General features: G+C 63.7%; 19 protein-coding genes. 6 read left to right on the top strand and 13 right to left on the bottom strand.

Annotated elements, in window-relative coordinates; translation table 11 throughout:
• Positions 1-380: 380 nt before the first annotated feature.
• The gene (locus G455_RS23440; RefSeq protein ID WP_084437009.1) at positions 381-1,172 is read left to right on the top strand and encodes a class I SAM-dependent methyltransferase; all 792 of its coding nucleotides are present in this window, start codon (positions 381-383) and stop codon (positions 1,170-1,172) included.
• 82 nt (positions 1,173-1,254) lie between these two features.
• On the opposite strand, the gene rarD is transcribed toward G455_RS23440, so the two are convergent.
• The 4 genes from rarD to G455_RS0106040 form a co-directional block, all read right to left on the bottom strand.
• Entirely contained in the window at positions 1,255-2,169 is a 915-nt protein-coding gene (gene rarD, locus G455_RS0106055; RefSeq protein WP_035366230.1) for an EamA family transporter RarD, read from the bottom strand.
• A gap of 90 nt (positions 2,170-2,259) precedes the next feature.
• The gene (locus tag G455_RS0106050) at positions 2,260-2,883 is read right to left on the bottom strand and encodes a LysE family translocator (protein ID WP_028092874.1); all 624 of its coding nucleotides are present in this window, start codon (positions 2,881-2,883) and stop codon (positions 2,260-2,262) included.
• 195 nt (positions 2,884-3,078) lie between these two features.
• The gene (locus tag G455_RS0106045; protein ID WP_028092873.1) at positions 3,079-3,534 is read right to left on the bottom strand and encodes a GAF domain-containing protein; all 456 of its coding nucleotides are present in this window, start codon (positions 3,532-3,534) and stop codon (positions 3,079-3,081) included.
• A gap of 256 nt (positions 3,535-3,790) precedes the next feature.
• The gene (locus G455_RS0106040) at positions 3,791-4,963 is read right to left on the bottom strand and encodes a thiolase family protein (RefSeq protein WP_028092872.1); all 1,173 of its coding nucleotides are present in this window, start codon (positions 4,961-4,963) and stop codon (positions 3,791-3,793) included.
• Positions 4,964-5,050: 87 nt separating this feature from the next.
• On the opposite strand from G455_RS0106040, the gene G455_RS0106035 reads away from it, so the two are divergent.
• The 3 genes from G455_RS0106035 (at position 5,051) to G455_RS0106025 (ending at position 7,681) form a co-directional block, all read left to right on the top strand.
• Entirely contained in the window at positions 5,051-5,389 is a 339-nt protein-coding gene (locus G455_RS0106035; RefSeq protein ID WP_028092871.1) for an STAS domain-containing protein, read from the top strand.
• 40 nt (positions 5,390-5,429) lie between these two features.
• The gene (locus tag G455_RS23435; RefSeq protein WP_051312224.1) at positions 5,430-5,891 is read left to right on the top strand and encodes an ATP-binding protein; all 462 of its coding nucleotides are present in this window, start codon (positions 5,430-5,432) and stop codon (positions 5,889-5,891) included.
• A gap of 215 nt (positions 5,892-6,106) precedes the next feature.
• Positions 6,107-7,681, top strand: coding sequence for a gamma-glutamyltransferase family protein (locus G455_RS0106025; RefSeq protein WP_028092870.1), 1,575 nt, complete (start codon positions 6,107-6,109; stop codon positions 7,679-7,681).
• Positions 7,682-7,754: 73 nt separating this feature from the next.
• On the opposite strand, the gene hspQ is transcribed toward G455_RS0106025, so the two are convergent.
• On the bottom strand, positions 7,755-8,081 hold the full coding sequence (gene hspQ / locus G455_RS0106020) for a heat shock protein HspQ (protein ID WP_028092869.1): 327 nt from the start codon (positions 8,079-8,081) through the stop codon (positions 7,755-7,757).
• 212 nt (positions 8,082-8,293) lie between these two features.
• On the opposite strand from hspQ, the gene G455_RS0106015 reads away from it, so the two are divergent.
• On the top strand, positions 8,294-8,872 hold the full coding sequence (locus G455_RS0106015; RefSeq protein ID WP_028092868.1) for a transglycosylase SLT domain-containing protein: 579 nt from the start codon (positions 8,294-8,296) through the stop codon (positions 8,870-8,872).
• Positions 8,873-8,886: 14 nt separating this feature from the next.
• Here G455_RS0106015 and G455_RS0106010 read toward each other — a convergent pair whose 3' ends face one another.
• The 4 genes from G455_RS0106010 to G455_RS0105995 all read right to left on the bottom strand — a co-directional run bounded on the left by G455_RS0106010 (position 8,887) and on the right by G455_RS0105995 (position 15,693).
• Positions 8,887-9,525, bottom strand: coding sequence for a LolA family protein (locus G455_RS0106010; RefSeq protein ID WP_028092867.1), 639 nt, complete (start codon positions 9,523-9,525; stop codon positions 8,887-8,889).
• 91 nt (positions 9,526-9,616) lie between these two features.
• Positions 9,617-13,039, bottom strand: coding sequence for a DNA translocase FtsK (locus tag G455_RS0106005; protein ID WP_028092866.1), 3,423 nt, complete (start codon positions 13,037-13,039; stop codon positions 9,617-9,619).
• Between the two features lie 29 nt (positions 13,040-13,068).
• On the bottom strand, positions 13,069-14,250 hold the full coding sequence (locus G455_RS0106000; RefSeq protein ID WP_028092865.1) for an aminotransferase class I/II-fold pyridoxal phosphate-dependent enzyme: 1,182 nt from the start codon (positions 14,248-14,250) through the stop codon (positions 13,069-13,071).
• A gap of 111 nt (positions 14,251-14,361) precedes the next feature.
• Entirely contained in the window at positions 14,362-15,693 is a 1,332-nt protein-coding gene (locus G455_RS0105995; protein WP_028092864.1) for an amidase, read from the bottom strand.
• 52 nt (positions 15,694-15,745) lie between these two features.
• Here G455_RS0105995 and G455_RS0105990 point away from each other — a divergent pair, with 52 nt between their 5' ends.
• Positions 15,746-17,005 carry an FAD-dependent monooxygenase gene (locus G455_RS0105990; RefSeq protein WP_407636237.1) on the top strand — a complete coding sequence of 420 codons (1,260 nt, stop codon included), beginning with the start codon at positions 15,746-15,748 and terminating at the stop codon, positions 17,003-17,005.
• A gap of 75 nt (positions 17,006-17,080) precedes the next feature.
• Here the strand turns inward: G455_RS0105990 and G455_RS0105985 are convergent, their stop codons facing one another.
• The 4 genes from G455_RS0105985 to G455_RS0105970 form a co-directional block, all read right to left on the bottom strand.
• Complete coding sequence (locus G455_RS0105985) at positions 17,081-18,577, bottom strand: TRAP transporter large permease (RefSeq protein ID WP_028092862.1); 1,497 nt, start codon at positions 18,575-18,577, stop codon at positions 17,081-17,083.
• Positions 18,574-19,107 carry a TRAP transporter small permease gene (locus G455_RS0105980; RefSeq protein ID WP_028092861.1) on the bottom strand — a complete coding sequence of 178 codons (534 nt, stop codon included), beginning with the start codon at positions 19,105-19,107 and terminating at the stop codon, positions 18,574-18,576. Before G455_RS0105980 ends, G455_RS0105985 begins: the two co-directional genes overlap by 4 nt.
• 71 nt (positions 19,108-19,178) lie before the next feature.
• Positions 19,179-20,237 carry a TRAP transporter substrate-binding protein gene (locus G455_RS0105975; RefSeq protein ID WP_028092860.1) on the bottom strand — a complete coding sequence of 353 codons (1,059 nt, stop codon included), beginning with the start codon at positions 20,235-20,237 and terminating at the stop codon, positions 19,179-19,181.
• 262 nt (positions 20,238-20,499) lie between these two features.
• A complete protein-coding gene (locus G455_RS0105970; RefSeq protein ID WP_028092859.1) occupies positions 20,500-21,660 on the bottom strand; it encodes an ABC transporter substrate-binding protein in 1,161 nt (386 codons plus the stop codon).
• Between the last annotated feature and the right edge of the window lie 4 nt (positions 21,661-21,664).

Here is a 21,664-nt window from a genome sequence, read left to right as displayed (position 1 = left end):
GCCAGAGCGCAGCCGATCCGGCATATCCGATCGCTTACTGAAAATCGCGATCCACCGGCGCCGATCACCCACTGTGCCAATGGGACATTAGCCTGCATGCCCGAGCGGTTTTCATCCCCCGCGTGCGGGCGAGCCTTCAGGACTTGCAGCATCGTGAGTGATGGGGGCCGGCCACAGGCTGCGCTTGAGACATGGGGTACGCGCACGCCTTTGCGGATATCAACGGCTCGGATCGGCCACTCCCCCGATCCAGATATCAATCTTCGCTTTGGGAACTACGGTGCTTCACCTATGCTTTTCACAGTGATCAAGGCCCTCTGTTCCCGATCAGAAGTGACCTCAGGTCGCCTTAAGCGCAATGGCCAAGGGAGAAGGGGACCATGCGTAAACCATCTGGCTTTGCCGACCGTTATCAATCCGTTCTGGTTCCGGTCATTTTCGAACCATGGACAAGAGAGATGCTGCGCCGGGCCAGCCCCCGAGCAGGCGAACACGTTCTTGACCTCGCCTGTGGCACCGGCGTGATCACCAGGCAGACGGCGAAACTAGCCCCCGCTCGTCTAACCGCAGTCGATCATAGCCCGGAGATGTTGGACGTCGCACGTTCACTCGCCGCGAGCGCCGGACTTGATGCCGATTGGGTGGAGGCAGATGCCGCCGAGTTGCCGTTCGACGACGATCATTTCGATCTCGCCCTTTGCCAGCAGGCACTGCAGTTCTTTCCCAACCGACCAGCCGCGTTGTGTGAACTTCGACGCGTCGTGAAACCCGAGGGCCGCGTTGCGTTCTGCGTGCAGAGAGGGCTGGATGTCAATCCAATGCTCAGCGCGCAGGCAGCAGCACTCGACGCCCATGTCGGGAAAGAGGCCGGTGACGCGGTGCGGGCAATTTGCAGCTTGTCCGAGGGCAGTGACCTCCGCGATCTTTTCGAGGACGCTGGATTTCAAGACATCGAGATAGAGGCGGTTACTCTTATTCTGCACCACCCAGATGCCAAGGCGTTTGCAGCAGGCGCAATGGGCGGAATGCATACCGGAGACAAGCTTTCCGGCCTTGCCAACAAGAGCGCCGAACATGCTGTGGAAGCGTTCCTGACAGGGCTTGCAGAATATCTCCAGGGTCCGGCACTGCGCTTTCCACACTCTGCGAATATCGTATTGGCGCGCACCTGAAGCCAAACGCAACGCAGACCGCAGGCGAACGGCCCCCTTCGCCCCGCCGATCAGACATGCCCGAAAAGCGGCTCTCAGCACCTCATCCGCGGCGCCGGCTCTGGCCGATCAGTGCACCGGTATAGATCGCCAAAGCCAGCCAGATCATCGGAAAGGCGATCATCTGCCCCCGGCCAACCGGCTCTCCGAACAGGAAGACCGCGACCAGGAAGATCATCGTCGGCGTGATATATTGCAGAATGCCGATGGTCGACAGACGCAGCAGCTTGGCCCCATTGGCATAGACGATCAGCGGAATCGCGGTGACCGGCCCGCAACCCAGCAGCAGCCACATGTCCCGCCCGCCAGCACTGAAGTGGCTCTCCCCCTGAAGGCTCAGATAGAGGATGTAACCCAGGGCCAGCGGCAGCAGGATCAGGACCTCGAGCAGGAATCCCTGATTGGGCCCGATCGGCAGCGACTTCTTGAAGAAGGCGTAAAATCCCCAACTCAGCGTCAGGCTGAGCGACAGCCAGGGGATATGGCCGCTTTCAACCGCCAGGATCAGCACCGCCACCGCCGCCAGGACAATCGCCACGATCTGTGCCCGGCCCAACCGCTCGCGCAGCAGGACGGCGCCGAGAAAGACACTGAACAACGGGTTTATATAGTAGCCCAACGCCGCATCTAGTGCATGATCATTCGCAATAGACCAGATATAGATGCCCCAATTGACCGAAATCAGTGCCGCCGTCAGACAGCCCTGCAGCAGGGTGCGCGGATGAACCAATGCCCGGCGCAGGTCGCCGGTACGCCCCAGGGCAATCAACAGCGCCCCCGCGACCGGCACCGACCAGAGCACCCGGTGGGCCACCACCTCGACCGGAGAGATATGGCTGACGAGCTTGAGATAGAGCGGCAGCACCCCCCACATCAGATAGGTGGAGATCGCAAAGGCCAGCCCCTTGGGGCTGTCCCCGCTTTGCACGACCGGCGGTGTCATGGGCTGCGCTGTCATCGCGGCATCTCCTTCTGCTCAATCGCTTTAGGTCAAGGTCCCGTTGCAGGCAATGGACGACAAGGCGCCCCCTCGCCGAATGGCAAAGGCCTAGCCTGCCGGCTGTGGAGCCGCGGCCAGGCCCAGAAGAAGGCCGTAGACGATGAAGCAACTTGCCAACAGACGGCGCACCCAGACGTTGAACACCGCCCCGAGCGCCGCCCGCCCCATCAGCGCGCCCAGAGCGGTGAAGCCGGTATAGCTGAGCGTGGTCAGCACCAACGCAGTGGGCACGATCACCGCCATCTGATCCCAGATCGGCACCTGCGGCTGCACGAAGGCAGAGAAGGCCGCCAAATACCCGGCCACGCTTTTCGGATTGATCGTGGCAATGGCCAGCGCGTGCAGATAGACATGGCGCGCCGGGCGGAGTTCGGTCGGGGCGGGTTTGCCGGCGTTCATCCAGCCCCGTATCCCCAACCAGATCAGCACCGCCGCACCGGCGAATTTTGCCACTGTAAACCCGGTGGGCGATGCCGCGATCAACGCAGTCACCCCTGCCGCCGACAACAGCAGAAAGCTGGTCGCCTGAGTCAGAATGCCCAGCACCCCCACCAGTGCCCGGCGAAAACCCAGCGTCATGCCGTTGGAGATGCAATTGACCGCATTGGGTCCTGGCGTGGTGACGAACGCCACCCAGAACAACGCGAACACGCTCCAGGCTTCGAAACTCATCTTGATCGTCCCTTCGGGAAAAACGCGGCGGACGCCGTGCCATGTGTTAGTTCAGCGATGTCGGGCACAGACTGAGGCGTTTTCCCCGGCTCCGCATCCTCTTTGTGACATTCTCCCCAAGGCCCTCCCGGTGGCGGTTTCCGCCGGCCCGGCCATCTGTGGCCAATGGCACCGCCGCCCCCCCCGGCCCCGAGATCAGGGCCGCGCGAACGTATCATCGAGAATGGCCTGCAAGGCGGCGGCATCAGCTTCGGAGAAGGCATCGGGCTGGTCGCTGTCGATATCGAAGACGCCGATCAGCCGCCCCGCAGCATCGCGCACCGGCAGCACCAGTTCCGACCGGGTCGAGCTGGAGCAGGCGATATGATCGGCGAAGGCCTCGACATCGGGGACAAGCTGCGCCTCTCCGCTGCGCGCGGCGGCGCCGCAGACCCCACGCGAAAACGGAATCGTCAGGCAACCGTGACCGCCCTGATAGGGACCGATCTTGAGAAGTTCGGGCCCGACCACACGATAAAATCCGGTCCAGTCGAACCGGCTGTCGGCATGGTGAACCTCGCAGGCAAGCGTCGCCATCAGTGCGATCTGATCCGTTTCGCCCGCAGTCAGCGCGGCGATATTCTGCGCCAGGGCGCGATAATCCAGTGACATCGGCAAAGAACCTCTCTTGAAACAACCGGCGACGGCAACCCCCTCTGCGCCGGGAGCGGTATCCGGATTGACGGACGAACGTCAAACCTCTGGCCTGAACGGCGCGGGCATTTCGCCACAGCCCGAACATCGCGCAGCCAGGCAAGGGAGGGGGCTGTCTGCCCCCTCTTGGCCTGACGGCCAATTCACCCCCGAGGATATTTCAGGCCAGAAAAAGCGACGCCGTCCCGGGCGGGAGCGGAGCGCTTGCCGCGTCTCAGACCAATTCGATGGCGATGGCGGTGCCTTCGCCGCCACCGATGCAGATCGCCGCGATACCGCGTTTCAGCCCGCGTTTTTCCAGCGCGTTCAGCAAGGTGACCATGATCCGCGCGCCACTGGCCCCGATCGGGTGACCCAAGGCGCAGGCACCGCCGTTGACGTTGATCTTGTCGCGCGACACCTTCATTTCCCGCATGAACGCCATCGGGACGACGGCGAAGGCCTCGTTCACCTCCCAGAGATCGACATCCTCGGCGCGCCAGCCGATCCGGTCGAGCAGGGTTTTCGCCGCCGGCACCGGGGCGGTGGGAAATTGCGACGGCGCCTGTGCGTGGCTGGCATGGCCCAGGATGCGGGCGCGAACCGTCAGCCCCTGAGCCTCGGCCGCTTCGGCGGAGGCGAGGACCAGCGCCGCGGCGCCATCGGAGATCGAGGAAGAGTTCGCCGCAGTCACCGTGCCGCCAGCGCGGAAGGCCGGTTTCAGCATCGGGATCTTCTCGGGCCGCGCCTTGCCGGGCTGTTCATCGGTGGTGAAGACCTGCTCACCGTTGCGGCCATGCAGGGTGAAGGGAGCGATTTCCGCCTCGAAAGCCCCGGAGCGTTCGGCCTCGAGCGCGTTGTCGAGCGATCCCAGCGCATATTGATCCTGCGCCTCACGGGTGAACTGGAAGGCCTCAGCGCAATCCTCGGCGAAGGTGCCCATCAGCCGGCCCTTGTCATAGGCATCCTCCAGCCCGTCGAGAAACATGTGGTCGATGGTCTGGCCATGGCCGATGCGGGCACCGCCACGCATTGCCGGCAGCAGATATGGGGCATTCGACATGCTTTCCATGCCGCCGGCGATCATCACGTCGTTCTGGCCAAGCGCAATCTGATCGAAGGCCAGCATCGCCGCCTTCATGCCCGAGCCGCACATCTTGTTCAGCGTTGTGGCCGGCACCTCTTCGCCCAGACCGCCCAGAAAACCGGCCTGCCGCGCCGGCGCCTGTCCCTGCCCCGCCGGTAGCACACAGCCCATCAGCACCTCGTCCACGGTCGTGGCCCCGGCTCCGGCCAGCGCAGCGCGGATTGCCGCTCCACCCAGTTCCGCCGCTGCGACGCCGTTGAAAATGCCCTGGAACCCTCCCATCGGGGTCCGTGCGGCCCCGGCGATCACTACCTCTTTCATCCCCACTCCTCCACGGGTATCGGAAAACCGAATAGTAAGAATTACCGATTAGCGTGAAAATGCCCGAATTACCACCTGAGGAGAACCATGTTCCTGAGCAGTACACAAAGGGGCGACACCTGTATCGTTGCCGTCAACGCGGAGCGAATAGATGCGGCTGTCGCGATCAAATTCAAGGAAGACATGCGGACCGAAACGGCAAACGGGCCTGATCGGGTGATCCTGGATCTTTCGGCGGTGAAATTCATAGATTCGAGCGGTCTGGGTGCGATCGTGGCCTCGATGAAGCAATTGGGCGAGGGGCGGAAGCTGGATCTGGCCGGGCTGACGCCGCTGGTCGACAAAGTGTTACGGCTGACGCGGATGGATACGGTGTTCACGCTGTTTCCGTCGATCGACGACGCCATGATCGGACTGGAGGGCTGAACCGGCGGCCCCGTGCTTGCCGGAGTGGCGGATAACCGCGATGCCAGAGCGTTTCACGCACAGGTTCAGAGCCACGGAGCTGGCAGCGCGCGGCGGCATTGTCGCCGTGATGGCTCGGCTGCGGACTCTTGAACTGCCGGAGCAGATTGCCGGCGATGTGGAACTGGCGCTGGCCGAAGCGATCAACAATGTCACCGAACATGCCTATCGCGAGCGCGAGGATGGCATCATCACCGTGACCGCCCGACTGGAAGACAAGCGGCTGGTGCTGCGGATTTCGGACAATGGGTTGCCGATGCCCGAAGGCAAACTGCCCCAGCCCAAGACCCATGATCTGTCCGGCGCATCGGAATTGCCCGAAGGCGGCTTCGGCTGGGGGTTGATCCACGCGCTGACCAATTCGGTGCGCTACGACCGCCGCGCACAGCGCAACACGCTTTCGATGGCTTTCGCTCTGCCGGGGGGCGAAGACGACGGAGCCTTATCTCACACCGCGCCCTGAATCTGCCGCAATCGGAGCACACTGCTGCCTGAATGCCCTGTGATAAAAGGGGCCGTAGCTGCAATTAGCTTCCCTCGGCGCCGCGCTGTCATAGCCCCCACCCGATGCGCGGCGCCGAGGACTTCTTTCCTCCTGCCTTTTCTCCCGCTCTCGACAGTTGGCAATCCCCCGGGAGCGACCTAATCTCCCCCGGCAACAACAGGGAAGACTTCGAGATGCGCGATTTCCAGACCCCCGGCCGGTCCGAGGTGCTGACGACAAACGGAATGTGTGCCACGTCTCATCCATTGGCGGCGCAGGCGGCCGTCGATATTCTGCGCCGGGGCGGCAATGCGATGGATGCGGCCATCGCGGGGGCGGTTCTGCTGGGAATTTGCGAACCGCAAATGACCGGCATCGGCGGCGATTGCTTCGTTCTTTATACCGACCCCGCCACTGGCGAGATGAAAACGATGAACGGCTCGGGCCGGGCACCCAAGGCCGCCAGCGCCGCGGCGCTGCGGGACCGCGGGCTGACGACCGTCCCGATCCAGGAGGTCGAGGCCGTCACCATTCCCGGCGCCATGGATGCCTTTTGCCACCTGTCCGAAACCGTCGGGAAACTGGGAATTGACACTCTGCTGGCCCCGGCGATCCATTACGCGGAAGAGGGTGTGCCGGTGGCCCCACGGGTGGCCTTTGACTGGATCAAGGACGAACCGGCTTTGAAGGGCCGCGCGCGAGAGGCCTATCTGATCGACGGCCGGGTGCCCAAGGTCGGGGAAATCTTCCGCGCCCCCGGCCAGGCCGAGGTGCTGCGACGGGTCGCCAGGCTGGGCCGTGACGGTTTTTATACCGGCGAGGTGGCCGAGGATCTCTGCGCCTCGCTCAACGCGTTGGGGGGCATGCATACGCTGGACGATTTCGCCGCCACCCGCTGCACCGAAGGGCGGCCTGTCTCCGGTCCCTACAACGGGGCCGATCTGTTCGAACATCCGCCCAACGGTCAGGGCGCGACGGCAATCCTGATGCTGAAGATCCTGTCGCATTTCGACATCGCAAGCATGGATCCCTTCGGCGCCCAACGTGCCCACCTGGAGGCCGAGGCAGCAAAGCTGGCCTATGACGCGCGCAACCGCTTCATCGCCGATCCCGATCGCACCGCACGGCTGGAGCATATGCTGGCCCCTGAGACCGCGGCAAAGCTGGCCGGGCTGATCGATATCAATCGCGCCATGATCAATCCCCCGACCGTCAGCGAGGCGGTGCACAAGGATACTATCTACATCACCGTGGTCGACCGTGATCGCATGGCGGTATCGCTGATCTATTCGATCTATTGGGGCTTCGGTTCAGGCATCGCCAGCGACCGCTTCGGCGTGCTGCTGCAGAATCGCGGCGCCGGCTTCACCCTGGAACCAGATCACCCGAACGAACTGACCGGCGGCAACCGGCCGATGCACACGATCATCCCGGCAATGCTGCGCGACGAGCGCGGGCTGATGCCCTTCGGGGTGATGGGCGGTGCTTATCAGCCCAACGGCCATGCCCGGGTGGTCAGCAACCTGCGCGATTTCGGCATGGATCTGCAGGCCGCGCTGGATGCCCCGCGCAGCTTCGCCGACGCCGGCGTGATGCAGGTCGAACGCGGCTATAGCGACGCGGTGCGGCAAGAGCTGGCAGACATGGGCCATCAGGTCAAAATCCCCGCCGACCCGATCGGTGGTGCCCAGGCGATCCGCATCCGCCCCGACGGCGTGCTCGAAGCCGCGAGCGATCCGCGCAAGGACGGCTGCGCCCTGGGGTATTGAACCACGACGCGCTGTGCCGGGCCCGCACCGAGGGCCGGCACAGCGCCAGCCGCGCGATCAGACACCGGCCATTTTAGTTAAATTGGAAATGAAGGGGGTAAGACCCGTCCTGAAACGGGCCGAACATCTCGGGGATATCGGGATGATCCACAGGCTCGCCCGAGTAGTCGGCGATCAGATTCTGCTCCGAGACATAGGCGACATAGTAGGTATGCTCGTTCTCGGCCAGGAGGTGATAGAAAGGCTGCTCGCGCATCGGGCGGCTTTCCTCGGGAATCGCCTCATACCACTCTTCGGTATTGGAAAATTCCGGGTCCACGTCAAAAACCACCCCGCGAAACGGATGCTTCCGGTGTCGAACGACCTGGCCCAGGTGATATTTCGCGCGTGTTTTCAGCATTGGTTGTACAGCCCCTACTCCCCGTTCTTAACCGTAACCGTCCCCGATTGTCCAACCCTCCCGGCCGGTTTCCAAGAAACAATCTGTGGCACCAAACATGACAGTCCTCACACGCAAAAGTTGTTTCCCTCAGGCTCTCCGCCCGGTCACGGCGAATGTGTTTCCATCCCCGCAGATATACGCTAAAATTCGCAAAAAAAGGCACGAGGCAGATGAGCAGACCTCTGAGCGCGCTAATGCTGATCCTGATTCTTGCGTCTTGTGGCGGCGGCTACAAGGCGCCCCCACGGAATTTGGACAACGCTTGCAGCATCTTGGCCCAGCGTCCCGAGTATAAACGTGCCTTCCGCTCGACCGAGCGGAAATACGGCGTGCCGATGCATGTCCAGATGGCGCTCATCTATCAGGAAAGCCGGTATCGCGCCGATGCCCGGACGCCGTTCCGCTATGTGCTGGGGGTGCTGCCGATGGGGCGGCAATCCAGCGCTTATGGATACAGCCAGGCGCTGGACGGCACTTGGGACGAATATCGCCGTTCGACCGGCAACCGGCGGGCCAAGCGGGACAAGATGCGCGACTCCGCCGATTTCGTCGGCTGGTACATGACACGCACCTACGAACGCAACGGCATCTCCCTGACCGACACCCGCAACCAGTATCTGGCCTATCACGAAGGCCACTCGGGCTATGCCCGCGGCAGTCACAATGGCAAAAGCTGGCTGTTGCGGGTCGCCGACGATGTCGATCAGCGCGCGAAGATGTACAACGCGCAACTGTCCAGTTGCCGCTGACCCGTTCCCAGACTTCAGCGCAGGTTCGACGGCACCCCGCCACCGCCAGAGGTGAACAGGCTGCCCGGCAGCTCCATTCCCGTCTCCAGAGCGCCAAGGATCACCGTGGTCCGGGCCCCACTGGCATCCTCGATCACCCATTTGCGCAATTCGACAGGCGCGGCGGTGAACATCAACTGGATGCTGCCCGCGTCCGGGTGATCGGGGTCCTGCGCCGTCACGATGGTGGCGGTCCCGTCAAAATCGTGCCCCACCACCATATTGGCGCGCCCCAAATCCACATGGCTTGCCAGGATGATCGACAGCGGCGTCCGGCTGAGCGGATAGCTTTCCGGCGGCTGATTCGATTTCGGATCATGGATCACCACCGCACCGGCCCCGACGATCACCGCCGCGCCGCTGGGCGGATCATACTGGAACCGCGCCCGTCCCGGCCGCTTGAGGAAAAGCTGGCCCGTCGACAGGCTGCCGTCATCGTTGATCTGCGTGAACGAGCTTTTCGCCGTCGTGATCCCGTTCAGATAGGCAGAAATCGCCGACAACGGCAATTTCTCGGCGGCCCGGGCAGCAGCGGGCGCCATCAGGGTCAGGGGCAAGGATACGGCCAGCGGAGCAGCCAGGGCGAGCGCACAGGCGAAAGCGATCTGTTTCATGGATCCCAACATAAGAGCGCCCGCGCGGAATAAAAGCCGGCACGGGCGCGGTGTGCGAAGGGGCGCCGACCTGCTGCGGCGCCCGGTCTTATTACTGTTCCGGAACGAGGATTTCCCGCTTGCCGACATGGTTCGCCGGACTCACCAGACCTTCCTCTTCCATCTGCTCGACCAGACGCGCGGCCTTGTTATAGCCGATCGCCAGTTTCCGCTGGATATAGGAGGTGGAGCATTTGCGATCCTTGATCACCACCTGCACGGCGGCATCGTAAAGCGCATCCTCGCCGTCGGTATTGCCCCCGGTCGAAAGCCCCAGCACCGCGTCGATGCTTTCGGCCTTATCGTCGTCCGGACCGTCCAGCACATTGCCGATGTAATCCGGCGGGCCGAACTGCTTGAGATGAGTCACCACCTCCTCGACTTCCTCGTCGGAGACGAAAGGCCCGTGACAGCGGGTGATCTTGGCCCCGCCTGCCATATAGAGCATGTCACCCATGCCCAGAAGCTGTTCGGCGCCCTGTTCGCCCAGGATGGTGCGGCTGTCGACCTTCGAAGTCACCTGGAACGAAATCCGGGTGGGGAAGTTCGCCTTAATGGTGCCGGTAATGACGTCGACCGACGGCCGCTGCGTCGCCATGATCAGGTGAATGCCCGACGCCCGCGCCATCTGCGCCAGACGCTGGATGCAAGCCTCGATCTCCTTGCCCGCGACCATCATCAAGTCCGCCATCTCGTCGACGATCACCACGATATAGGGCAGCGCGACCGGCTGGAATTCCTCGGTCTCGAACACGGGTTCGCCGGTGTCGTCGTCGAAGCCGGTCTGCACCGTGCGCGAGAACATCTCTCCCTTGGACAAGGCATCGCGCACCCGGCCGTTATAGCCTTCGATATTGCGCACGCCCATCTTCGACATCTTGCGATAGCGATCCTCCATTTCGCCCACGGTCCATTTCAGCGCGACGACCGCCTTCTTCGGATCGGTCACAACGGGGGAAAGCAGATGCGGGATGCCGTCATAGACGGAGAGTTCCAGCATCTTCGGGTCGATCATGATCAGCCGGCATTCCTCGGGCGTCAGCTTGTAAAGCAGTGACAAGATCATGGTGTTGATCGCCACCGACTTACCCGACCCGGTGGTCCCGGCGATCAGCAGGTGGGGCATCTTGGCCAGGTTGGCGACGACCGGATCGCCACCGATATCCTTGCCGAGCGCCAGCGGCAGGCTCATCTTGCTGTCACCGAAATCGCGGGCAGCAAGGATTTCGCGCAGCACTACCTTTTCGCGATTCTCGTTCGGCAGTTCGATACCGATGACAGACCGGCCCGGCACGGTGGACACCCGCGCCGACAGCGCCGACATCGACCGCGCGATATCGTCGGCCAAGCCGATCACCCGGGACGCCTTGAGGCCCGGCGCCGGCTCCAGCTCGTACATGGTGACGACAGGGCCGGGACGCACGCTGACGATCTCGCCCTTGACGCCATAGTCGTCGAGCACGTTTTCCAGCATCCGCGCGTTTTCCTCCAGCGCCTCGTCGCTGAGATAATGGCGTTCGATTTCGGAAGGATTGGCCAGCAGACCCAGCGGCGGCAGTTCGAAATCGCTGTGATGTTCTTCGAAGGTCAGACCCGGCTGCGCCTCAGCCTGCGCCCGGCGCGAGGGCTGGACCGGCTTGCGAACCGGGGGCTGCACCACCTTGCGCGGCTCCGGGGCCGGCGGGATGGCGGCCCGCAGGGACGCCGCCGCGGCGATCGGCTGCGGCGCAACTTCGGGAACCGGTTGCGGAACATATTCCACCGCCGCATCCGCGGGCACGGAGGTAGGGGAGGGGGCGGGCTGATATGCCGGCTCGAGCGCGTAATCCACCTGCGCCGGCTCCTGATATTCGACGTAGCTCTCCGCATAGGCCGCCTCATAGGCCTCGGCGTATGGATCGCTATACCCGGGCTGCCCCTGCGGCTGCGGCGCAGGATGAGCGTCCAGCTCGGGCGCTGACGGCACGACGGGTTCGGGCGCGTGCAGAACCGGCTCCGGCATGGCGATATCAGGCTGCGGCGCGATGGCGGCCTGGGCTGCCGTCACCGGCGGTTCCGGCGGCAGCATGGCGGGCACCTGCGGTTCGGCCTGCGGCGACGGCAACACCCTGCGCAGCGGATTGAACAACAGAGGCTTTGGCCCATGCCCTCGCCCCTTGGTCAGCGGACGCGTCGGATCGGGTTCCGGCTCAACCGGCTGACCGGATTGCGACCTGGCGCGGATCGCATCGGCGATCTTGGCGCGAATACGATCATTGCCGGGCATATCCTGATCGTCGGCGAGGCATTCGGCCTCCACCAGTTCTGACGCCGGCATCGGTTCGGGCGCAGGTTCGGACCGGCGCAGCAAAGACGGCATGCGCGACAGGAAGCCGACGCGTTCCTCGGCCGGCTGCGGGTCGCGACGCGGCGCGGCCGGCGCCGGCGCGGATGCGGCCGGAGCGGAAACGGGCGCCGGGGCCGGAGTGGAAACCGGAGTGGCAACCGGCGCCGGTGCGGTAACCCGAGGCTCCACCCGCGGCGCAGCAGCCTGTTCCGGCTGCATCCGTGCCGGCGGCAGGTCGTAATCGGCGGATTGCGCGCGGTGCACCGGGATCGGCGCCTGCGCGCGCGGCGCGGCATAAACCGGTTCGATCACCTGCGCCTCTGCCTCCTCTTCAGCCGCGGCCAGCGCCGCAGCCTCTTCGACGGCACGGGCCTGCTCTGCCTCCCAGGCGATCTGCTGCTGATAAGCCTTTTCAGCCGCGACCCTTTCGCGCCGCTCGGCCCGATGGCTGATGAAATCGGTCATCTTGCGCCGCGCCACATGCGCCGCGCCGACACCGCCCTTGCCCAGCAGGCTGGCAAGGAAACCGTAGACCATGATCAGACCGACCACGATGAATCGCAGGGCGCGCTGAATTTCAGGGCGCGTGAAACCCAGCACATAGGCCCCCATGCCCAGCATGGCGCCAGCAGCCAGAAGCGACAGAAGCTTGACCGCGAAATGCGACCCGAGCGGCAGCAGCGTCAGCAACGCGCCCACGACGGTATCGCCGAACAGCCCCCCCAGACCAAAGCTGTGGGTGGCGCGCCACAGATCGCCCGGCACCAGCGTTGCGGCATAGACCGACCCGAGAGCGATGGCGATCGGCGCGAAGATCAGCCGCGACACCGCGCGCTCCTCGCCGCTGTGGAAGGCATAGCGCAGCCCCCAGCCGATCAGCACCAGCGCGATCCCCCAGCTGCCCCCACCCACGACCATGAACAGCGGCGCGGCGATCGAGGCGCCCAGCCGGCCCAGCCAATTCTGTACCGGCGCATCGGTCGAGACCATCCAGTTCGGATCGTCCGGGGTGTAAGAGCCGATCATCGCCGCCGCCGCAAGGCCCAGGCAGACCAGGGCGATCCCGATCAGTTCCTTGCCGCGTTTCTCGATGACCGCCTGCATGTCGCTGTCGAGCAGCGGGTCGCGGCTGCGAGTCTGATATGCCATGCCTGTCCTCGGTTCTGCTTCGTTTCTTGTTATCCGTAGAGGCAATCCCGCAGGCGCCCCAGCGCCTCGCGGAGTTGATCTTCGGGGGCGACCATCGCCACCCGGATGAACCCCTTGCCGGGGTTAAAGCCGTCCGCCTCGCGTGCAAGATAGGCACCGGGCAACACCCGGACCCCGGTCTCGCACCAGAGCTTTTTCGCCGCCTCCTCGCCATCGTCGACCGGCAGCCAGAGGAAAAACCCCGCCTCGGGCGGCATGTAGCCCTGCACGCCCGCGAAGACCTCGTCCGCGACCTTGTATTTCGCCTGATAAAGCGCGCGGTTTTCGATCACATGCGCCTCATCCGCCCAGACCGCGGCGGCGGCGGCTTGCAGCGGCCCCGGGATCGGCGCACCGGAATAGGCTCGCAACGTCTTCATCCGCGTCACGCTGGCCGGCCCGCCGGCAACGAAACCCGCGCGCAACCCGGGCAGGTTCGACCGTTTCGACAACGAATTGAACAGCGTCACCCGTTCGGGATCGGCGCCCATCTCCTTCGCCACGCTCAAGGCACCCGGCGGCGGGGTGTCACGATAGATTTCGGAATAGCATTCGTCGGCAAAGATGCGGAAATCGTATTTCTCGGCCAAGGCGATCAGATCGGCCCAATACTCCCGGCTCGCCACCGCCCCCTGCGGGTTCGCCGGCGAACAGACATAGGCAATGGCGGTGCGGTTCAGCACCTCTTCCGACAGGGCGGAGAAATCGGGCAGATGACCGCTGGCGGCGGTGGCAGGCAGGAACACCGGCTCGGCCCCCACGGAAATCGCCGCGATCATATAGACCTGATAGAAGGGGTTCGGGATCAATACCGCCGGCTTCTGCCCATTCTTCACTTCGGGACAAAGCGCCATGGCAGCGTTATAAAGCCCCTCGCGGGTGCCGTTCAACGTCATGACCTGGGTGTCGGGATCGACCGTCACACCATAACGGCGCCCCACCCAGTCGGCGATGGCGCCGCGCAGCTCGGGCGTGCCTTCGTTCGGCGGATAATTGTTAAAGCCCGCCGCGTTGTCGACGATCACCTTCGTGACCCACTCGGGAAAGGCATGCTTGGGTTCCCCGATGGTCATATGCACGACGTCGCCGCCGGACGCATGATCGTCCAGCAGCGCGCGCAGGCGCGGAAACGCATAGGGCGGCAGGTTCGAAAACCGCTCGGGATAGTCCATTGATGTCTGCCTCTGGATCGGGATCATTCACGTCCCGTTTGCAAGGGAGGTTACAGAAAGGTGGCGCTTGCGTCCAGACTAACCCGATGAAGCCTTGGGCAAATGTGGCAATCAGGCCAGCACTGCCTCAACCGCCGCCGCAAGCCGCAACAGTGCCGGCTCGGTCTCGGGCGGGGTCAAGATCTGCAGCCCGCAGCTTGGCGTCCCCGTCGGCAACGAGACCGAACAGAGCCCCATCAGATTGCCAATCCGGGTATTGCGGAGCGCCAGCAGGTTTTCGGTGACGTAATAATCCGAATCCTCCTCCAGCCGATCCAGATCGGGCGGCAGGATCGGCGAGGTCGGGCAAACCACGGCATCGAAACTGGCCACCGCCTCGTCCCAGGCCAGACGGATCGCGGTAAGTCGCGACCAGGCGGCGACGTAATCGGGGGCGGAGAATTTGGCACCGGCACGGAACCTGTCGCGGATCTCGGCGAACATCGCCTCCGGGTTGGCCTCGATCACATCGCGCCACAGGCCATAGGCTTCACCGGTATAAAGGACCGGTGTCAGGGTGAAGGCCTCGGCCAGTTCGGGCACCTCGATCTCGACGATTTCGGCGCCGGCCATGCTGAGCCGGGTCAATGCCTCGGAAAAGGCGCGTTCCGGCGCCTCGCGCAGATCATCGAGCGCGACAGTCTTCAACACCGCAAGACGCTTGCCCTCCAGCGTGGCACCGCGCAGATCGGGCGCATGGGCACTGCCGTCGAGAGCCGCGAACAGCAACGCGGCATCTTCGACGCTGCGGGCGAGCGGGCCGACGGTATCGAACTTCAGGCAGAGCGGCACCACCCCTTCGAGGCTGAGCCGCCCCGAGGTGGTCTTGAGCCCGACCAGATCGTTCCAGGCCGAGGGGATGCGCACAGATCCACCGGTGTCCGACCCGATCCCAGCCGCCGCCAGCCCGAAGGCGACCGAAGCCGCGGCACCGGAGGAGGAGCCACCCGGCGCACCATTGGGATAATTCACATTGGGCGAGGTGGCGGTGATCGGGTTCAGCCCGAGACCGGAGAAGGCCAGTTCGCTCATATGCGTCTTGCCCAGGCAGACCAGCCCCATGGCTGTCGCGTTCTTCAGAACCAGCGCGTCATGCGCAGGCACCCGCCCCTTCAGCAACGCCGAACCCGCCTCGGTGCCGATGCCAGCGGTATCGAACAGATCCTTCCAACTGACCGGCACACCGTCGAGCGGCGACAGCCGCAGCCCCGCCTTGGCGCGGTTCCGCGCGGCGCCGGCCTCGGCCAGAGCCCGCTCCGGGGTCAGCCGGGCATAGATTCGATCCTGCATCGGATGCGCCGCGATGGCCTCCAGATAGGTCTGCGTCAGCTCGACCGGGTCGATCTCTCCCATGCCGATACCGCGCCCCAGATCCGCCGCCGTCATCTTCAACCAGTCTTGCATCCCGGTTCCCCTGCTGATTTGCTTTTTCGTGACGGTAGCGACAGCTCCACGCATGGACAATCCCGAAGCCAGAGGCATAGTGCGCGCCATGACTGCAGATTCCGATATCCTGATCGTGGGCGGCGGGCTGAACGGCCCGGCGCTGGCTTTGGCACTGGCCCAAGCGGGCCAGCGCGTCACCGTCATCGACGCGATGCCCCAAAGCACCCGCAAGGACACGGGTTTTGATGGGCGTGCCTATGCGCTGGCGCTGGCGTCTAAACGGCTGCTGGATGGCATCGGCGTCTGGCCCCGCATCGTGGCCGAAGCGCAGCCGATGCTGGATATCAAGGTTACCGACGGCCATGCCGGTGAAGGCCCCTCGCCCTTCTTCCTGCATTTCGATCATTCCGAGATCGAGGAAGGGCCGATGGGCTTCATGGTCGAGGATCGCCACCTGCGCCCCGCCTTCCTGCAGGCGATGGACGAAGACCCCGGCATCACCCAGATCGCCGGCACCGTCGTCGCGCAGGAGGTCGAACCGGGCCAGATCAGCGTGACGCTGGCCGATGGACAGGTGCTGTCGGCCAAGCTGCTGGTCGGCTGCGACGGGCGCGCCAGCGGCACCGCAAGCCGCGCCGGCATCAAGCGCACCGGCTGGGACTATGGCCAAACTGGGCTGGTCTGCGCCATCGAACACGAAAAACCGCATCACGGCATCGCACACCAGTTCTTCATGCCGCCAGGGCCGCTGGCGATCCTGCCGCTGACCGGAAACCGCAGCTCCATCGTCTGGAGCGAACGAACCGAGATGGCGGCGGCGATCAACGCCCTGCCCGAAGATGAATACCTGGCCGCGCTGCGGCCGCGCTTCGGCGGTTTCCTGGGTGAGATCAAGCTGGCCGGCGCGCGCTGGAGCTATCCGCTGAACCTGACAATCGCCAACAGCTTCATCGCCGAGCGGCTGGCGCTGGTGGGCGACGCGGCGCATGGGATGCATCCGATCGCCGGCCAGGGGTTGAACGCCGGGCTGCGCGATGTCGGCGCACTGGCCGAGGTAGTGGTCGAAGCCGCCCGACGCGGCCAGGACATCGGCGCCGGCGACGTGATGGAGCAATATCAGCAATGGCGCCGGTTCGACACCGCGACGCTGGCGCTGGCGACGGACGCATTCAACAAGCTTTTCTCGAACGACAACCCGATCCTGCGAATGGGCCGCGATCTGGGGCTGGGGCTGGTCAATGCCCTGCCGCCCCTGCGCCGCACCTTCATCCGCGAGGCAGCCGGTCTGACCGGCGATCTGCCCCGCCTGTTGCGCGGTCAGCCGATCTGATCCCCCTGCCCCGGCAGCAGAAGACCCGGCCCCCACCTGGGGGACCGGGCCTGAAGTTGTCCAAGGCTCCCGCCGCTAGCGCAGCAGGAACAGGGTGATCGAGGGGAAGGCCACCAGCAGGATCACCCGCAGGATGTCCGAGGTGACGAAGAACATCACCGCCTTATAAGTGTCGACCATCCGCGTCTTGCGATCCATCGCGTTGATGATGAACAGGTTCATGCCCACCGGCGGGGTGATCAGGCCGACCTCGACCACGATCAGCACCAGAATGCCGAACCAGATGGCGACATGTTCGGTCTCGATCCGATTGGCCATGGCCCGGCTCACGCGGATATCCAGAGCCTTCATCTGATCGCGGGTCAGTTCCGCCCCCGCGGCGATGGCGCTCTTGATCGAGGCGAGCATATCCGCGCCCATGCCGTCCGGCACACCGTGTTTAAGCACCTCCATAGCCGCGCTGGCCTGCAGATCGGCCAGATGCACCAGGTCGAAATCCATCGCGCTGATCACCGGATAGAAGATCGGGATGGTCAGCAAGATCATCGACAAACTGTCCATCAGGCAGCCGAAGACCAGATAGAAGACCAGGATCAGCGCCAGAACCACCCAGGGGCTGAAACCCTGGCTGACGACATAGTTAGACAGTTCCTGCGGCACCTGCGTCAGCGCCAGAAAGCCGTTATAGAACCCGGCCCCCAGAACGATGAAGAAGATCATCGCGGTCGAGCGCGCGGTGACATAGAAGCTGTCGACCAGAGTGACCCGGTTGAGCCCGCCGTTCAGCAGGGCGATCAGCCCGGTGCCGGCGGCCCCCACGGCAGCGCCCTCGGTCGGGGTGAACCAGCCCAGGTAGATGCCGCCCACCACCAGCCCGAAGACCAGCAGCACCGGCCAGACCTTGAGCAGCGCCAGGAAGCGTTTGCCATAAGGCACCCGCGCCCGCACCCCGGCGGATTTGGGATAGAGCCGCACATAGACCGAAATTGCGATGACATAGCAAAGCGCCGCCAGCAGCCCTGGGACGAAGGCCGCGAGAAACAGCTTGGCGATATTCTGTTCGGTCAGGATGGCATAGATCACCAGGACCACCGAGGGTGGGATCAGGATGCCCAACGTCCCCCCCGCAGCCAGCGTCGCAGTCGAGAAACCACCATCATACCCATAGCGCTTGAGCTCGGGCAGAGCGACGCGGCCCATGGTGGCTGCGGTGGCCAGGGACGACCCACAGATCGCGCCGAAACCGGCACAGGCGCCGATCGCCGCCATGGCGACGCCGCCCTTGCGGTGGCCCAGCCAGCTTTCCGCCGCCTTGAACAACGCCGAGGACATGCCGCCCAGGGTGGCGAAATGGCCCATCAACAGAAACATCGGCACGATGGTCAGCGAATAACTGGAGAAGGTGGTATAGGTTTCGCTTTTCAACCGGGCGAAAGCGACGGTGGTGTCGCCGGTGACGATCACCAGCCCACCCAGGCCGGTCACGAACATCGCCAGCCCGATCGGAACCCGCAGAAAGATCAGGACCATCAACACCGGAAAGGAGGCAATCCCGACATCAAGTGCGCTCATTGTTCAGCCTCCATCGGGTGGCCGGTCTCGACCCCGTCCCAGATTTGAATGCGGCCGGTCAAGCATTCCGAAATCCTGACGCCAGCCATGTAGATCCCCACCACGGCCGCGACCACCGCGCCCAACAGACTGGCCGCATAGGCCCACCAGAGCGGGAACTGCAGCAGGAAGGAGGTTTCGTTATGCTGCTTTTTCGCCAGCATCCCGTCGAACAGTTTCCAGGCGATCAGCACCAGAACGGCGGCAAAGATCGCCTCGGTCACCATCCGCAGGAACCGGTTCACCCGCGCCGGGAACAGATTGGTCAGCACATCCACCGACGCATGTCCGGCGGTGATCTGGCACAGCGGCAGAAAGGCGAAAATGGCAAAGGCCACGCCGGCTTCGACCAGTTCGAAATCCCCGGTGATCGGGCCGATCCCCAGCCGGCGCCCGATAATCGACAGGCAGGTCATCACGATCAGCGCGCTCAGCACCAGCCCGCCGGCCACTGCCATCAGGCGGGCCAGTCTCCTCATCATGTTTTGCATTGGTTCTCACCTCCGAAGACGAGACCGCGGCGCCAAGCGCCGCCGCGGCCCGGGTCCGATCGCTCAGGCGATCAGTTCGAATACATCGGGGTGTATTTCGCGATCAGCGCATGCGCCTCGTCCAGCAACGCCTGACCGTCGATGCCCTTGGACTGCATGTCCGCCAGCCACTGATCATAGACCGGCTGGGCCGCCTTGCGCCATTCCTCGGTCTGCTCCGGGGTCATCGTGATGATCGTGTTCCCCATCTCCATGGCAATCTCGCGCGCAGGAAGATCGGCATCGGCCTGGGTGCCGCCGGCGAAGATCGAGAATTCCAGCCCTGAGTTGTCGTCGATCACCTTTTTCAGGTCATCCGGCAGGCTTTCGTATTTCTCTTTGTTCATCGCCATGACGAAGGTCACTGTATAAAGCGCGGCGCCGGCGAATTCGGTGTGGTTCTCGACCAGTTCCGGCACCTTGAGCGATTGGGTCACTTCCCAGGGAATGGTGGTGCCGTCGATCACGCCCTTGCTCAGCGCTTCGGGGATCGCGGGCACCGGCATGCCGACCGGGGTAGCGCCGAGCTGGGTCAGAAGCGTATTGACCTGACGCGAGCCACCGCGGATTTTCATCCCCCGCATATCCGAGGGATGTTCGATCGGATCGGCACTGTGGATCACCCCGGGGCCATGCACCCAGGCAGCCAGGATATGGACATCCTTGAATTCGGTGTCCTTCATATGCTCTTCGAACATCTCGTAATAGGCGCGCGTAGTGGCACGCGCGTTGGTCATCATGAAGGGCAGTTCGAACACTTCGGTCGAGGGAAAGCGGCCCGGCGTATATCCGACCACGGTCCAGACCACATCGGCGACCCCGTCGATCGCCTGATCCATCAGCTCTGGCGGTTTGCCACCAAGCTGCATCGAAGGATAGCGGTCGATCTTGATCCGCCCGCCGGAATCCTTTTCGATGTTATCGGCCCAGACATCCAGAACCAGCTTGGGCACATTGGCCTGAGCCGGCAGGAATTGATGCAGCTTCAGCGTAACCTCCTGCGCCAGCGCCGAGGTCGCCAGCACTCCAGAGGTCAAGGCAGCCAGGGCCGCCCCGCCCACCGCGCGCAGCACAGTTCTCCGATTGGTCATGTGAGTCCTCCCTTTGACCAGTCATGGCAACGAAATGCCAATTCCACCGTTCGCGACCACCTGCTGACGGAGCCCGCCGCATTCCTCTTCCCTTCGGCAGCGCGTACGACTGAGTGACCTGTTTAATGTAACAGGAACGCTGTGCAAATCAGGATTTTTGTAACTAGCATTTTTTTGGGCGTGTAGTTGCGGCATGGCGGCAGCCAAAGGAACCGATGCGCCACCGCGCATCGGTTCAACATTGCCTGATGGCAAAAGGCGCTCAGCGCCGGTCGAGCACCTTCCACTGGCCATTTTCGACGATGGAAATCACCACATCGTTGACGCCCTGGTGATCGTCAGGACCATAGCTCACCTGCATGTCCGAGAGCGGATCATAATAATCCAGAGACTCGATCCCGGCGATGAAACTGTCCTGTGTCAGCTCGGGGCCAGCGGCCTGAAGCGCACGCACCAGCGTATCCGCCGCCGCATAGCCCAACAACGCGAAGCCACCCGGGTCCTGATCGTATTTCGCCTTGTAGTCATTGATGAACTTGGCGACCTCAGGCTGATCGGCGCGTGCTTTCATATCGACCCAACCGGAGGATGCATAAAGCCCTTCCGTCACCCCGCCGGGCACGGCGGCCACCACCGACAAGAACCCGGCCGAGGTGTTCATGAAGGTCACGTCGTTCCAGCCCAGTTTCTTGGCAGTGCCGACCACGGTGATTGCCTGCCGCACGCCCAGCGCCATGACGATCACCTGACACCCTTCGGCCTTCAGCTTGGTCAGGGAGCCGACGAAATCCAGCTCATCGGGTTTATGGGTGGTCTCCCCCGCAAAGGTCAGCCCCAACCGGGCCGTGACGTCCTTAGCGCTGTTGGCGATTTCCTCACCGAAATCGGTGGGCAGATACATGGTGCAAATATTGGTCGCCTGCTTTTCCTTGGCCAGATACTCCACCCCGATCTGCACCTGATCCCAATAACTGGAAAAACCGGTGAACTTGTTGTGCATCGGCTCTTTCAGCATTTCACGCGCAGCCGACAGCGGGCTGACGTTCGGGATGCCCTTGGGATCGAGCAGCTTGAACCCGGCCAGGTTCATCGGCGTGCCCATCGACAACAGCATGGCAAAGACCTTGTCGCGATTGAGCAGCTTGTTGTAGCCCTGCATCGCCCGTGGGATCTGATAGCCGTTGTCCTCGACCACGAAACGGATCTTGCGGCCATGAACGCCGCCCTGCGCGTTGATCTCGTCAAACCGCATTTGCGCCCCGTTCACCGCCGGCACGCCGATGGCGGCGAAGACCCCGCTCAGGTCGTTGACGGAACCGATGACGACCTCGTCATCGCTCACCCCCTGGGTGGCGGCCTGCGCCATGCCGGACAGCCCGGCGGCGATGGCCATGGCAGCAAGGGCCTTGGTCAGTCTCTTCATTGTC

Origin of the sequence: Pseudodonghicola xiamenensis DSM 18339 (assembly GCF_000429365.1) — a bacterium.
Taxonomy (GTDB): Bacteria; Pseudomonadota; Alphaproteobacteria; order Rhodobacterales; family Rhodobacteraceae; genus Pseudodonghicola; species Pseudodonghicola xiamenensis.
The sequence above is the reverse complement of the archived record's forward strand: the minus strand, read 5'-3'. Positions and strand labels throughout refer to the sequence as shown.